Below are 15,858 nucleotides of genomic sequence, written 5' to 3' on the forward strand. Positions count from 1 at the left end.
ATTTATTGCATCGTAGTTTTTATTGTTATTAGGCTAATGACGAATTTTTTGAGCTCAATATCACATTTATATATTCGCTATAGGCAAACAATTCATCAATCCTACATTTTTCTCATTAAATGATGGCATCTAGTTTAAAATAATATGCTTTAGCTTTTATAAGAAAGGAATAAATTTACGATAAGAGATAGGATATAAATATCAAAAACCGCCCTTAATAGAGCGGCTTGAGTACATTATATTATTACTTTTTTACAGGTTCTAATTTCAATTCACCATTTGCAATCGCAATACGATAAAGTTGGCCATTAACTTCATCACGAACAACAACCCCTGCACCAGGTTTGTTTATTTTAATATCGTCTTGCATCCAGCATGAACCATCAGCAGTCATAAAGCCTTGCGACGCATTACGGTTATACGTTTGACCGTATAATGCACTAATATTTAATTTACCTGCTTTTTCAAAACCACTATACGTTATCACCAAGGTCTTAATATTAGCAGCATGAATAAAACCAGTAACATTGGCTGTTTTCAATGGTTGGCGAGAAGAATAGACTGATTTTTTATGTCGATCACGTAAATTAATATCAATGACACCTGACGATAGATTATTGTAGCCAAGTGTACTACCCACCATATTAAAATGATTAATAGATCCATCTAATGATATTACAACTTGATACTCATCGCCTTTCTCTACCGTAAGTCGTACCGCTGATTCAGGATTAAAATCAAACATTGGTGTAAGATCAACCTTTGGCTGTAACTCTCCATTTTTAAATAACGCCACTCGACACCGAGGACGGTTATTAATAAACGCTAAAAAGTTATCAACCTTAGGTATATAACTGTTAGTTAACGCTGAACCTACGGTTGGTGGTGATAATTCAGGCATAATATTACGTGCAATATAACTTTCAGTTATAAATGTATTTAAACCGGGGTTAGATTCATATACTAATGGTGATAAATCACTACCATTTAATTTACCTAGAGTTGAGCCATAAAGCTCAACAATATTACCTGATGCCTCACCGTAACCCGGTGGAAATGTATTCGTTTTAGCCCGTAAAAATTGAATAGTCTTCGTCGCAGTTTCGGGAGCATCCCAACCCATTAATTCAAATTTATTATTACGCCCTTCACAAACAAGAAAAGACTGAGACCCTTCTCGCGACCACTGAAAATCAAGACTGGCACACGTATTACCTGCAACTTCACCACCAATTTTTCCATTGGGACGTAATAATGGCGATTGAACAACGAAGCCTTGCTTAAATCGACGAGCACATAAATTATGTAATTTATTGCCATTAACCCAAGTGATCCAACGATTTGGCGTAATATTATCAATTACCCCTTGTAATACATAAGGCTGTTCAAAACCATCAACATAGACATCTGAAACAAAATTACGCCAAACATACTCATGGGAACGTTTAGTTGTTAATCCTGCGGTCCAACTTCCCGCTAATAATACTAGTCCACGGCCAGTAAGTTTGGTTTTATCCAAAACTTTACCATTACTGTGACCATGATAATCAATCCAACCATTAAGAATATTTAATTGATTAATTTTATTTTCAACACAACCTTTAGTCTTCCATTTACCATTAACTTTCTCTGATGATGATGTCAGCATTACCATGGCTTGATCAAAATGATCAAGCGAACGAGAACGAATAATAAAAGGATTACCAGACAAATTAACATTATATTTTAAAACGACACCAACAACATTACTGCAAAGCTCTAAAGTGCCATCCCATTGAACATTAAGATCTTTAAATTCAATCGTTTTATTAAATCGGTAAACTTTATTTGGAATCCATAAAATAAGCCCACCTTTACGACAAATTTCTGCGGCATAATTAATTTTATCACCCCAATCAGAAAGAGGTGCATAATGCTCAAGATTATCGATAGAATAAAAGCTTTGGCCTTCAATACAAGGTTGTAAGAAATATTTATCTTTATTTACAATGACAAAGGTCGCATTAGAATCAATTTCATTCACTTTACCATGGCAAATAACACGGTAAATTTTGTTCTTTATACGTAAGCCGTTATATCCTTCAGGAATGGTATCACCAACAGCTAAATTACGACTAAGCGGGTATATTTTAAGACCAGAAACACTTTCTATAGCTTGATGATCTTGTGCTTCTGCCCACCCCTTATCTACCACGGTCGTTTGAGGGCGTAAATCACTCACCGAACCATCAGCCATAACTTGACAAAGTTTACAATAATAATGATGAACACCATCTGTATTAATGTAATTCTTTAAATCTTTACTTGAAACAATAATATTAAATTTCGTATCTAACCCATCAATGTCATTATTATTTTTATAAACATCAACATAGATATAAAATGGTTTATTAGTAGCATCAATAACACGATTGTTTTCTAATTCAATTCGATGCCCAGAAATATAAGCCACACCAGCCATGATTTTATATACACCCTCAACAGGTAATACCATAAAAGCATTTTTAATAAACCAATCTTGACCTTGTTGATCAATAATGGCCTGCAACGCTGAGTTTTCAACAATACCTAATCGCTGATGTGCCATAAAATTAGGGCTAGCATCTATAACTGCACTATTCGTAATATCAGCTATGTTTTTATAATTTAAAATAAATGATCGAATTAAAATATTGCCCTTTGCGCCTGGGCCATCAACCGTTTTTGTTGTTAATTTCGGATAGGTAACAGCAATAATAGTGTCATATTCACTACAATATAAGCAGCTCCAATTAAATTCAAATGGACCAACATCACTGTCTAATGTCGTAGACAACGCTATGGCATCCTCTGATAATCGAATTTGTTGTTGAATTTTAGCATTATGAACAATTTCATTAGGTTGTAACTGTTCATTTTCTGTAGGCGCTTTTCCTCTCTTTGACTTAAAAGCAAAAATCATGGAATCAATTAGTAAAATTTTCTTTTCTGCTTGCATTTTTGCTATTAGTGCACGACCTTTAGCCGTAATAATCACTTCTGGTTGATTTGAGTTTTTCATCAAATCTAATGCATTAACTTTATCAATAGCACCAGGGATAAACATGCCAGCCGTTGCTCCCCCTGCTATCATTGTCGTATTTCTTAGAAAAGAACGGCGAGAAATACCTTTATGATCACTAATTGAATCTTCTTTACTCATTAAACTGCCTACTATTATTGTATATAAACATCACCTCAATTCATAATAAATACATATATATAAAGTTGAGTTCTATAGCTTAGCTAAAACCTATAATTATAAGTAATTAAATACCGCTATAAAAATTTATAGCTTATTATTTATTATAAAAGTAGATTCAATATAACGAAAGTTATTATTAAATACTACTGTACTGTATTAATATTAACAATAATTCATAAAAAACAATTAACATCATCAATAAATGTTATTGCTATAATAAGACAATCTTAAAGTAACAAATAAAAAGAGACACATTATACAATGTGTCTCTTGACAATATTTATTTTAGCTTAATTATATTAATAATGATTAATATTTAATTCCATATTCAATGCTGAAGAATAATCACTATTACCATAATTAGGATACAGTAAGAGTGTTAATGCATTTGACTGACGACCAATACGAGCTTTTAATGGTGTTTTATCAGTATAATTACCAAAACGATCTCTGCTATTCAATAAAATTTCAAAGCTACCGTCATTCTTGGTTGCATTCCACTGTGCCAGAGTCCATAACTTTGTGGTCGGATGGAAATAGCCAATAGTACATGTTTCCGCTTCTACATTAACATTGCTAATTTCAATACGGGTCGAAAAATCAAAGCAGCCATCTTTAGTTGTCATTGTACCGTTATAATGATGCATTTTATTCTCTAAACAACCATTACTTGGACGAGTTGCATTCATGACAGTTATAGCAGGCGTTGCTCCTAATAGCTCTGCATATGATAAATTAAATTTTCCAGTTGTCATATCAGCACCAAATATATTCTGTTGAATACGGCCTAATAATGCGTTCTTTGCGGTTGAAGTATGATTGCCGCCAAGGTCTAACAGTATAACTTTTGGTACTTTATTTCCTGTAACAAAAACATCATGACGAGGCTTAACATTATTTTGTGCCGAATCCACAATATGCACACGGTTATTTAATGTAATTTGGTTAATTATACAATCTTTAGGTTTAAATTGATCACTTGCTGCACATGTTAATTGTAATTCTTTAAGGCTATTTGCTGTAATATCGTTGCCACTAATATCAATAACATAGTTACCAATACGATCTTGTCGATTATCACGAATACTAATATAAGCTAACTTACCCGCGGTATTATTTGGTGTGTAAACACGGTTATCTTTAAATATTGCACGACGGTTCACCATTTGGTTATCACTGCGATATTGACTGTTATCCCACCAATTTACAGTGAGGAATGTAAATGCACCAGAAATCTTGCCATTACTGTTATAACCATTATCTGGTGATTCAAAATCACAACCCGTTATTTCATAACTTCCCACAATCTGCGTCGACACTTCAGGAGTACGCAATAGTTTAGGTAACCAACACTTTGCATTACGGATAACAATTAATTCAGCTGGCTCACTGCCATAATTCACACTATTATTCCAAGGAATACCTGGTTCTGGCGAATATGCAATAAATGTACCCTGTGTATTATCAGGCGTTACATTGAATTTACTCTTCATCGTACTAAAGAAATTTTCTTCAAAACGATACTCGATATTATGAATTAACGCGTTGCGAACTTTTTTCAAGAAAATACAGGTATTATTACTACCATCAGACTTGAAGTTATACATATTGATAGTCTCACAATCATGCATTTCAACACGAATACCACCAAGATAAACAGGGTATACAGCTTGAGCCGTTTTATTATTTTTATGTGAACGAATTTTAACACTACGAATACGTGCATTCGTAAAAATTAATCTATTTCCTTCCCATAATACGGGGGTAACATATGCGCTTGAGTTATTATCTTCACCCGCCCAAAAATCAGCATCATTTTCCCAATCAAGACCTTCAACGACAAGATTTCGCATCGCTTTTTGAACATCTAAATACCATGGATTAGTATTAGTGATACCACCAGAATATAAACCTCGACTACAATTACGCATCACCACATTACGGAAAACAATACGCTCATAAGGAAATTGATTCGCACCTAAAAATGCCAAATGATGTGAATTAGTTAACGTTAAATTATCAAAGATAACCTCACCAAACCCCGCATAATCACCTTGGAAAGTGTATGTTGATGAATTTGGATTGCCTGTTATAGGATGTTGTTCTTTGCCAATAAATTTATAACGGAAACTACCATCGTAGCTACAATCACGTGAAATAATTCCGCGATACCCCCCCCAGCCATCACCTGCAATAAAATTAAGTTTACCTGTCGTTACATGATGACAATTAGTTTCACAGTAATAGGGCATATCTACAACGTTAGGCATACTCATTGCATTTAAACAATCATTACCATCAATACCAATTGGTGAACTAGCCCAATAAATTTTCTTATTTAAACACCCATGGAATTCTAAGCCATAACGAATAACAATTTCACCTGCGGTAGTATCAAAATAAACATTATCAGTAAATGCTAATCGTACGATTTGTTCAGCAACTAAGTTTTTTAGAATTAATGCATTGGCCGCGGCTTTTTTAGCATCATTATAAATAATACCAATTGTACTTGCTTCTACCCATAATGATTTATTTAGTCCACCACCAATACTTGGAACTGTGGTAAATTCTTCCCACTCACCATTTTTGCGCACATAGCCTTTATTATCACGAGGCGCATCACTAACAGCTTCTACCCAGGTACCATCAGAGTGCATATTATAAACGAAGCCAGATAGGCCATCGGTTAAAGCAACTGCAGCCCCTACTTGTTTTGCTGTTGGTACATTATTCTCATGATAAAACTTCACAAAATCACGACTAGGAAGAGTATTTTTATTACCACTTCGAAAACCAATATCTTTATTATTATAGCCACTTAAAATTTGAACAGTTGTATCTGATTTTGGTGATACCAGTGACAACATATTACCGTAAGCCGCCCATGATGGAAGATTAGGCTGTGATGAACCACCTAATCGCGCAGTTGTACAGTCAGTAGGAAAACTATTAATATCAAAGCTACTATCAATAATAGCGGTAAGGTAATTTTCATTATTTAATACGATGCTTTCATTAATTACAACTGTCATTTTAATATCTCTTATTTTTATATGATTAATTAATTTTTGTTTTTTTGTTTTTTTGTTTTTTTGTTTTTTTATACCATCGAAGATAATCATCTACTTGTTTTGCACAATTAGACAGTGCGTTTTTTAATCGCGGAAGATCTTCTGAAATAGTCTCAGCTGGTGTTTTCCCAATTAATTTAGGTTTATTACATGCCGTAACTAACCACGGTTCAGGCAATAGATAAATAATATCTACACGTGTAGGCTCAATACGGGAGCTGCAACCACTCAATAATATCATCAGGCCAATGATGATTAAATTGTTCCTTTTTATACAGTAACTTACGCAAAGATTCCGTAGTGACAATAAGTTCTCCTTGTTGTTTTTCTTTCCGCTGTTCCCGTTGCAGAAATAAGTCATTATTCTGCTTGTTTTGGTCTGCTAATAATTTCAAATTTTCAGTGTTTGATTTATTAATTAATAGAATATTATCTCTATCTACAATTAGTGAATTTATTTCACGATCCATATATTCAAATTTCACTAATAATAAGAAGATGATTAATACCAATAATAACCTCATAGATAAACGTCCTATTCAATACACCGTGAATATTCTGACATCCGCCGTTTAACCAAGCCTTTTAATTTTTTCCCTCCACCATAAACCCAACGAGATAATTGCATACAAGCTAAAGGTAATTTCCCATTTTTAACATATAATGATATTTTTGTTTCTGTAAGATCTTTATTTCTTAAAAATCGTTTACAGCCAGTATTGAAAATAAAGGATGTTAATGCGTCATATTGCCCTGATGTTACTTTATTATTACCTAGAATATTATTAAGGCAAGATTCTGCTTGTTGTATATTTGACACCCAGTCTTTTGCTACTTGTTTATTATCTATAATGTCTTTTTTTATATTATGGATATTACCAACACCATTTGTTTTATAACCAGCAGGACAACGATAAGCATCCAACCGGCAACCTTCATAATCTCCTATTAATTTTAATCCTTTATATGTTAATTTTAATTTTCCTTGGCTTTCTCCAGCAATAACAACATTTCCTATTGGTAATGTACTATTTCCTACTCCGCCATCACCAAGAAGTGCTATAACTGCAGTAATTGAGCATAAAATTGGCTTTAATTTACTCATGAATGAATATTCCTTTTTCCCTCGCTATTTGTTGCATAACTTTCTTATGCCAATAGTTCAACGATAAAGCGAACATTCCCATACTGAGTGAAATAATCAAAGACCAAGCTTCTATTGTCATAAATTGAAAATAGCCAATGATAAGATAAACCACAAATATCATTTTATTTACTAACCAATCCGATAACTCATACACCTTATAATTCCTTGTTTATTCAGAGTAAATGAGGAACATCCCCCTACATCTATCTCCAACGATGTAAGTCTCAATATTGATATTTCAAATTACTCCAGCGTTTTACTTGATGCAGTGATTATTGCTCATTTGAATTATTGATGCATCATTTGTCGTTATGATGATGTCGGAACATAGCGTAAATCCGAATATATCCGAATTTCAGTTTGCCATTTGAGATAAAAGAAAGGGTTTTATGACAGAATTAAGTAATTAACTGACATCTCATTAACTGAAAAACAGCAGATCGACGTTAATTACGGTAGGTAACACTATCATTCCTATAAAAGTGAAAATTTAAGCTTATCTATGTCGAGCTAAATGCTCACCATGATTTGGCTCTTTATGGGTAATGACATTGTTTATATAAATGATTCTTGAATTTTTGCCTTACATATTAAGCAGGTAATTCAAATGGCTATGCGTATTCATTGTACTCAGTGTGGCGAAAAAGCACGTATTAACAAAACAAACTGGTTCTCAAATGCAGCAGCAGACTTATATTGTTCGTGCTCAGATCCAGAATGTGGACATACTTTTGTTATGTCCCTTGGCTTTAGCCACACCATTAGTCCATCAGCAAAAAATGTAAATGAACTCGTTATTGCATTAGTTAAAACAATGCCACCCGAAAAAGTGAAAGAGCTTCATCAAATGCTAACAATCTAAACTTATGCGGAACGTTATACGTTCCGCTTTAATACTGAATATAACCATCAGTACTAAAGTACTTTTAATATAGTTAACGATTGTAAAGGCTATACGGCATTTTCTTGCTTTTAGGACGTATAAGTTTAACTATTACATCACTAAAAATAATTAATATACGAGAACTGATACCGATAACGACATAGTGATGATAAACGGGTCAAATATGACAAAAAACCGTGAAATAATATGCAATAAGTTTTATTGATGACGGCATATTGGTAAATTTACATACCAACACATAAACTAAATGTATAATTAATAAAAAAAACATTAGTCAAACACTATGCACACAGTATCACTCATGCGTGTTATTGTCGGTATTAGAGGCTTAATCTGTTGTTATTACCATTACCTTGATAAGGTTGAGAGTCCAAAATGAAACCTAATATGACACCTAAATCTCATATTCCTATTATTTCTACTTATCCATATCTTGGTGGAAAAGCTGTTACATCTAAATTATGCTCATTATTAAACATTGATGAATATCAAAATCTTGCTGATGTTTTTGGTATCCCACGTGGCACTGTATCAACATGGCATTCTCGAGAAACCACCCCATTTGAAATTGCTATTCGATCTCACCTTGCGACAGGAGTATCACTAAGGTGGTTATTATTAAATGAAGGTGACGCATTTCCTGAAATGAGTAAATCAGAACAATATTTAGATTCTCATGCTTTAACATTACCGCATTATCAATTGAAATCAGGTGAACTCACCGCTCTGCCAGCCTTATCTTTTGATCCAATATTACTTAAGCAATCACAGACTGAACCACATCATTTCATGGCGCTACAAACAGCTTCAACGACAATGATCATCGACCAAAATGATACTTTACCTATTAGTGGTAGCTATCTGATCACAATTGATAACCTTATGTCGATTAATGATATTCAACGTTTGCCCGGCAATCAGCTAGTATTGCACTACGGTCAATCTTCCATTGCAGTTGCTCAAGCTGACATTACAATCATGGGAAAAGTGATTATTTCTATTAACCATATATAAATAATTGCTATTTGTATTTATTTAAAAACACAAAAAAAGGCGATCCGAAGATCGCCTTATATTAATTTATATCTTAATTAATAGTAAGTTATGCTTTTTGTACTTCTATATCTGACATTTCTTCTTTTTGTTTCATGATCTCGTTAAACATAATTCGTGCTTCTTGAGCCAATTCTGATGCTTCAAGTTTTGCTTCTTTAGCAGCCATTGCTTCTGCTGTTAAACGGTGCAGTTCTTCTGCTAACTCTTGAGGTACATCCCCAGAATCAATACCACTATCACCACTTGCTAATGCTTGAGCACGGATTGTTTTCTTAATCTTCCAGATTTCATTCAGCGCACCACGCTCTGTTTCTGCAGCTTCAATCGCAATATCTTTTAACTGTTCAAATTTCGCTAGTGCCATTCCTTCTTTTGACCATGGATCAACATCAGGTAGTTCTTCAATATTGATCACCGGATCTTCGTAACCGTCTTGATTTCTTAAATCCAAAGATGCAGCTTTAACGGCAGATATCATTAGCATGACTGTAATAAATAACAGTGGTAAACCGCCAACGATTGCAGCTGTTTGTAATGTTACAAGCCCCCCCATAAACATCAATACTGATGGCATGAACGACATTGCAAATGCCCAAAATAATCGGTTCCAACGCATAGGCTCTTCTGTTACATCATTTTGAACCACAGAAGCAAGAATATACGAAATAGAGTCAAACGTTGTTGCTGTAAAAATTAAACATAGCAAGGTAAATACAGCAATAACAATGGTACTGAACGGCAGTTGTTCAAGAATAGAGAAGATAGCTTTAGTTGCGCCATCTGCATTTAAAATACCAACCACATCAAGTGCACCAGATAATTGTAATGATAAGCCATAATTACCCAATACCATAAAGAAGAGGAAGCAACCCATCGAACCGAAGAAGATCGAGCCTGTAACCATCTGCTTAATTGTACGACCACGAGAAATTCGGGCAATAAATAGCCCCATACTTGGTGCGAAGACTAGCCACCATGCCCAGTAGAAAATAGTCCAATCTTGTGGGAAGTGTGTATCTTCAAATGTACCATAACCACCGAAAGGTTCTGCCCAAGTTGCCATGATGAAGAAGTTAGATAGCATACGTCCCAATGAATCGAGGCCCGTTTCTAACATGAAAATCGTTGGACCAACAGCAAGAATAAAGGCAAGTAAGCCTAATGCTCCCCAAAAGTTAATGTTACTCAGAACTTTAATGCCTTTTTCCATACCAGCATAAGCAGAGTATCCAAAAATACAGGTACAGATAAGCAATACGATAATCTGTGTTTCTGTCGTCTTAGGCGTGCCAAAGAGATAATGTGCACCTTCAGTAATCAACGGTGCGGCCAAACCTAATGTTGTAGCACCACCACCTAATAATCCAAAAATAAATAACACATCAATAACTTTACCAATCCAACCATGGCTACGCGCTTCACCAATAACAGGCATTAACGCTGCTGAAACTTTCAAGACTGGTTGCTTACGTACATAGAAGAAATACGCAATTGGCACCGCTGGTACAAGGTAAATACACCATGCAATAGGGCCCCAGTGGAAAACACCGTAAGTTGCGGCCCAACGAACAGCTTCTTCACTTCCTGGTTGCAATTGAAATGGTGGACTTTGATAATAATAAGCCCACTCAATAGCACCCCAGTACAAAATACTGGCACCGATACCACCACAGAAAAGCATTGCCGCCCATGATGCGGTTTTAAATTCAGGCGCTTCATCTGCATCACCTAATTTAATTTGACCAATATCAGAAAAAACAATATAAATCATAAAGAAAAAGGCAGCCATACCCAGCGCTAAATATAAAAATCCCAGTTGGTCAGTCATGAAGGTTTTTGCAACAGCAATCCACTCTGCGCCTTCTTTTGGAAATAAAAGGAGTGGCACAACCACTGAAATCAACATTGCTAATGCCCCAAAGAATGTGGGCTTATCAATTAATTCGAAGTTTTTACGTAATGTATTCAAACGATATCCTTACTGCTATATATCATCCATGAAAAGTTACACATATGATGTTATTTTAACACTAATCATACAAATAACATCAGTAATGGTAACGATGAATTTTTTTTATTCTACTTAATGTAATGAATTTTTTGAGCGAATATGACATCTTTGATGAATTAACAATCAAAAAAAACACTTTCACGTTACAAGTTGAAACAAATAAACAGCTTACTTGCTAATAAAAAGCATGGTGATAATAAAATTATATGCTACATAACCTTATGTATAAGGGACTATATATGAAATTAATGTTACATACACAATTGAAGCTATCGGTTTTTCACAATCAATAACTCATTAAATATTTATCGGTTATTTTATAGTACAGATGGCATTAAAGTATAATTCAAGCACCGTTATTATAATGACTATCAATTAGTCTCGGCTATTTCTCTTATTGTGTAACTAATGATAATACGACAGTCAATTGCTTCTTATTTTATACTTTAAATAAAAAAGAAGTAAAAATGACAATTAAAAAAGAAAAAATGAGATTTAGTTACAACTATGGTGACTATTTTTAGTGTCTTATTATAAAAGTTAAGTACAATAGGCAAAATTACTTTTATTTAGAATTAATAACATGATTGAAACTCTTTTAAATCTACGCTCTTTAAGAGCTCAAGCGCGTGAAATGTCTATTGAAGATCTACAAGAAGGTCTACAAAAGTTCACCCAAGTCGTTGAAGAACGTCGTGTAGAAGAAGCAGCAGCTAAAGCTGAAAATAAAGAACAAGAAGCAAAACTACAAAAATACCGCGATATGCTTGCCGCTGAAGGTATTACACCGGAAGAATTAATTGCATTAATTGGTGACGCACCAAAAGCTAAGAAAAAGCGTGCAACTCGTCCAGCTAAATACAAGTTTGTTGATGAAAATGGTGATGAGAAAACGTGGACAGGCCAAGGTCGTACACCTAAAGCACTACAACAATTATTAGATAATGGCGATGCACTCGCAAGCTTCGAAATCTAATTCAGACATAACTTAATTAAGTTAATGTTCAAAAAAACGCTCGTTGTATTAACAATGAGCGTTTTTTATATCAATAAATAATTGAAGAGTAACCTGCTTTTTCTTCTGAATTCATTTATTTTCGGCAGCTTGTTGTTCTGGAGTATCATTTCGAGTTGTAAATAGTTTATAGCTCATAATTAGAATAACCAATGCTTTAATTATCATCATTTGAAGGTTACCTAAATAACCGACCATACCTACAAAACCAGATAGCAACATTAATACACGATATTTCTTTAATTCAGTCATGTATAAAGCAATGACAATTACACCTAAATCAACAAACTGCAATCCAACAGCCAACGTAGGCGATGCAATAAAAGCATTAATAGCCACATAAACAATATATGATATACCTATTATCATAACTGCTGCTAATAACTGAATAATAATTTTAGCCGTTTGAGTAAAATCTTTAAAATATCGATATAAATTAATTGCTGTAACCGATAAGTTAAGAATAACTTTCGGCCACCACCCCATTAAAATTGACCATATTGTATCGTTTGTTGCAGAAGCAAAAGCGGCATAACGGGTAACTTTCATGGTGTTAAATATAGTGATTAAGATATAAAACACCACCGATGTCCATCCCAATATATCTTTCAATAAATCAATCACAACACTATCTCTCAACATACCATTAACGATTAATGGTGATCTAATATTAATATTTAACATATATCCATATATATACTGGAATAATGCTAAAAATTTAGAGGATAATACCATACGATTGTTGATTATTACATCAACCGATAAGACTAATTTTCTTCGATTAATAACTTAACTTATCATTTTATAAAATAAATAGATTGAGATAAAATCATAAAAGAGTACAGATAATAGTATTATTGTTTATTCATTATTCAATCAAACTTGAATAATGATAAATATATTTACATAACACACATATAGCCGTATTATTCGCGGCATGGAGAGATGGCTGAGTGGTTGAAAGCACCGGTCTTGAAAACCGGCATACGTTTATAGCGTATCTAGGGTTCAAATCCCTATCTCTCCGCCACATTCAAAAAAACCGCTAATTTATTAGCGGTTTTTTTATATCTATAATAATCATCTACGTTCAAGTCAATCAGTTATCTAAGAAGTAATCATTATTAAAACTTGATTGGCACATAGTGAGTACAGATGCTGTGAGCCTTAATGCCATATTGATAGAATCGTCCGACTCATCACAAGAGCGTAATAATGTAATATGATTGTTCAAACAGCTGTAACCATTATTTACTAAACAAGCGGCAATACAGGCATAATAATAACTTGTTATATCTTCGACATCTAATTCTTTTAAAGGCGCTAATTGCATTGCATTCGTCATTTCAGATTTTAAATCAATACTATGCATCGCCATATAGTAAGCATTAGTCGCTGCCATTCTAACCACAGCATGATGAATATCTTGACGCTGATTAAGCGTGATATCACCAACAAGATGTTGAATCGTTTGTAATACTTTTTTATTCTGAGTAGCAAGTGCCGCTGCATAAACAATATATTGCATTCTATTGGTAGATAATAATGATTGCCTAGAGATTAATGCATTAAGTAATTCTGAATGTTCACATGCTTCATCGGTAGTTGGCATAACTATACTCCTAAACTTATGAATGATAATGACTTTATCACTAAGGATGTAACGTTATAATATGCCTATCAATATAAAGTGCAATCTACAGATATGGAGCATAACTCTGTATTTATGATCAATATATCCATAATAAAAAAGATGACAAACGTCACCTCTTTTATACTAGGATTAGCAACAATTGTTTTTACGCAGATACTGAAAACAACATTTCCACATCATAATTGTCATTCACTAAAGCGCGCTTTAAACGCATAAGATTTTTTATTTGTAATTGTCGAATCCGCTCTCGCGTTAATCCTACTGCATCAGCAACTTCTTGTAATGTTTGCGGTTCATAACCTAATAATCCAAACCGACGACAAATAATTTCACGATCACGTTCAGTTAATATATATAACATTTTTTTAGTGATCTTTTGCATATCACTACGCTCTATTACTTTATCTACATTCGCATGTTCATCTGCAACAAAAGACGATAACGAATTATGATCATCTTCATTCAATGTCTGTTCAAATGATAAAACATGCTGATTATTTGTTATTAATAAAGTTATGTCATTCACATCACGCTCTAAATAATCAGCAATATCTTCTGGTGATGGGTCATTATTATTTTTAGCCATTAAATCACGATGAGCGCGTAAGATCGTATTCACTTCTTTTGACACATGTACTGGCAATCGAATAGTACGACTTTGATTATGAATTGCCCGTTCAATTGTCTGTTTAATCCACCACGATGCATAAGTAGAAAATCGAAATCCTTTTTCTGGATCAAATTTTTCGACAGCCGTAATTAAACCAATATTTCCTTCATCAATTAAATCACTCAATAACAAAGTAGAAGCTCGATATTTTTTAGCTAAGCTAACAACAAGGCGTAAATTAGATTCGATAAGCACACGTTTAGCCTGCGCATCACCCAATAATGATTTACGGCTATAAAGAATTTCGTCGTTTTTTGTTAGCAAAGGTTTAAACGATATATCATTCAAATAAAGCCGAACAACATCATTTTCAAATACTACTTCTTTCATACATCATCCTTGAGTATTTTCTATTATTTACAGATTACATAATAAATCTATTTTTATCCCATTAACAACAATTAATTACAAAAATTTAACTAGTGGCTAATAATTTTTTATCAGTTACAAAGATAAAAGCTTAATGGCTATTTTATATATTTACTATATATGACTAAGGTATACTATTTATTATAAAACCTAAATAATGATAGAGTAGATCTAATGCATCCTTTCATGAAAAAAACAATTTTAGTCACCCTTACTATTGGTGCTCTATTTTCAGCAGCAGCAAATGCAACGGATTCTATTGTTGTGCAATCGTGTGTCAGCAATCAAAATTATGATGAGCAAGGTCTTATTCTTTGCTTACAACAAACAACAAAGAACGCTAAAGATCAAGTTTATAATTTTACAAATCAAGGTGATAAATACAGTAAACAAATTGATAATCAATGCTCGAGCCAAAAAGCTGCAATTGATAAAGGGGCGGTGGCAAGTAGTGATAAAGCTAAATTAGCCATGTGCTATGCCAATGCATGGTCAGCCGCACGTGATTCACTACTTGGTGAAAAATATAGTGCACCATTAACGACTGATGTTTATAAGGATAAATAATGAGACAGTTATCTGATTACCAACAACAGATTCAGTCATTAGTCTGTAATAATAAATACTCGCTAGCACAAGCAATCTTACAATTAAGATCACTGCTTGAAGATATTGAAAATGATGATGCAATTACAGATACCGCAATGCATACTGAATAAATTATTTATTATTTAC

Annotated in this window: 13 protein-coding genes and 1 tRNA gene; 6 read left to right on the forward strand and 8 right to left on the reverse strand. The window is 33.6% G+C overall.

What is annotated here, in order from left to right; all coding sequences use genetic code 11:
* Positions 1-244: 244 nt before the first annotated feature.
* From C9I86_RS05835 to C9I86_RS05855, 4 genes are all read right to left on the reverse strand, one after another.
* The gene (locus C9I86_RS05835; RefSeq protein ID WP_080155565.1) at positions 245-3,181 is read right to left on the reverse strand and encodes a phage tail protein; all 2,937 of its coding nucleotides are present in this window, start codon (positions 3,179-3,181) and stop codon (positions 245-247) included.
* Between the two features lie 341 nt (positions 3,182-3,522).
* Complete coding sequence (locus tag C9I86_RS05840) at positions 3,523-6,258, reverse strand: hypothetical protein (RefSeq protein WP_107275907.1); 2,736 nt, start codon at positions 6,256-6,258, stop codon at positions 3,523-3,525.
* A gap of 245 nt (positions 6,259-6,503) precedes the next feature.
* Entirely contained in the window at positions 6,504-6,821 is a 318-nt protein-coding gene (locus C9I86_RS05850) for a hypothetical protein (protein WP_107275909.1), read from the reverse strand.
* Positions 6,822-6,832: 11 nt separating this feature from the next.
* Complete coding sequence (locus C9I86_RS05855; RefSeq protein ID WP_080155561.1) at positions 6,833-7,402, reverse strand: lysozyme; 570 nt, start codon at positions 7,400-7,402, stop codon at positions 6,833-6,835.
* Between the two features lie 655 nt (positions 7,403-8,057).
* On the opposite strand from C9I86_RS05855, the gene C9I86_RS05865 reads away from it, so the two are divergent.
* Together C9I86_RS05865 and C9I86_RS05870 are read left to right on the forward strand one after the other, a co-directional pair.
* Positions 8,058-8,306: an ogr/Delta-like zinc finger family protein gene (locus tag C9I86_RS05865; protein ID WP_036792931.1), complete on the forward strand. Its 249-nt coding sequence runs from the start codon at positions 8,058-8,060 to the stop codon at positions 8,304-8,306.
* Positions 8,307-8,723: 417 nt separating this feature from the next.
* A complete protein-coding gene (locus C9I86_RS05870; RefSeq protein ID WP_080155559.1) occupies positions 8,724-9,362 on the forward strand; it encodes a phage repressor protein CI in 639 nt (212 codons plus the stop codon).
* Between the two features lie 88 nt (positions 9,363-9,450).
* Here C9I86_RS05870 and C9I86_RS05875 read toward each other — a convergent pair whose 3' ends face one another.
* Positions 9,451-11,373, reverse strand: a complete 1,923-nt coding sequence (locus tag C9I86_RS05875) for a BCCT family transporter (protein WP_107275910.1) — start codon at positions 11,371-11,373, stop codon at positions 9,451-9,453.
* Positions 11,374-11,989: 616 nt separating this feature from the next.
* Between C9I86_RS05875 and C9I86_RS05880 the strand changes: the two genes are divergently transcribed.
* Entirely contained in the window at positions 11,990-12,391 is a 402-nt protein-coding gene (locus C9I86_RS05880) for an H-NS family nucleoid-associated regulatory protein (RefSeq protein WP_199190750.1), read from the forward strand.
* 111 nt (positions 12,392-12,502) lie between these two features.
* On the opposite strand, the gene C9I86_RS05885 is transcribed toward C9I86_RS05880, so the two are convergent.
* Positions 12,503-13,072: a hypothetical protein gene (locus C9I86_RS05885; RefSeq protein ID WP_107275978.1), complete on the reverse strand. Its 570-nt coding sequence runs from the start codon at positions 13,070-13,072 to the stop codon at positions 12,503-12,505.
* 297 nt (positions 13,073-13,369) lie between these two features.
* Here C9I86_RS05885 and C9I86_RS05890 point away from each other — a divergent pair.
* Positions 13,370-13,460, forward strand: a tRNA-Ser gene (locus C9I86_RS05890).
* Positions 13,461-13,529: 69 nt separating this feature from the next.
* Here C9I86_RS05890 and C9I86_RS05895 read toward each other — a convergent pair.
* Entirely contained in the window at positions 13,530-14,042 is a 513-nt protein-coding gene (locus C9I86_RS05895; protein WP_080155556.1) for a hypothetical protein, read from the reverse strand.
* Between the two features lie 187 nt (positions 14,043-14,229).
* A complete protein-coding gene (rpoS, locus tag C9I86_RS05900) occupies positions 14,230-15,084 on the reverse strand; it encodes an RNA polymerase sigma factor RpoS (RefSeq protein ID WP_107275912.1) in 855 nt (284 codons plus the stop codon).
* A gap of 225 nt (positions 15,085-15,309) precedes the next feature.
* Here rpoS and C9I86_RS05905 point away from each other — a divergent pair, with 225 nt between their 5' ends.
* Complete coding sequence (locus tag C9I86_RS05905) at positions 15,310-15,690, forward strand: hypothetical protein (protein WP_241956851.1); 381 nt, start codon at positions 15,310-15,312, stop codon at positions 15,688-15,690.
* A complete protein-coding gene (locus C9I86_RS20020; protein WP_158258923.1) occupies positions 15,690-15,842 on the forward strand; it encodes a hypothetical protein in 153 nt (50 codons plus the stop codon). The genes C9I86_RS05905 and C9I86_RS20020 overlap by 1 nt, the downstream gene beginning before the upstream one ends.
* The last annotated feature ends 16 nt before the right edge of the window (positions 15,843-15,858 follow it).

This window comes from Photobacterium sp. NCIMB 13483 (genome assembly GCF_003025475.1).
GTDB lineage: Bacteria > Pseudomonadota > Gammaproteobacteria > Enterobacterales > Vibrionaceae > Photobacterium > Photobacterium piscicola.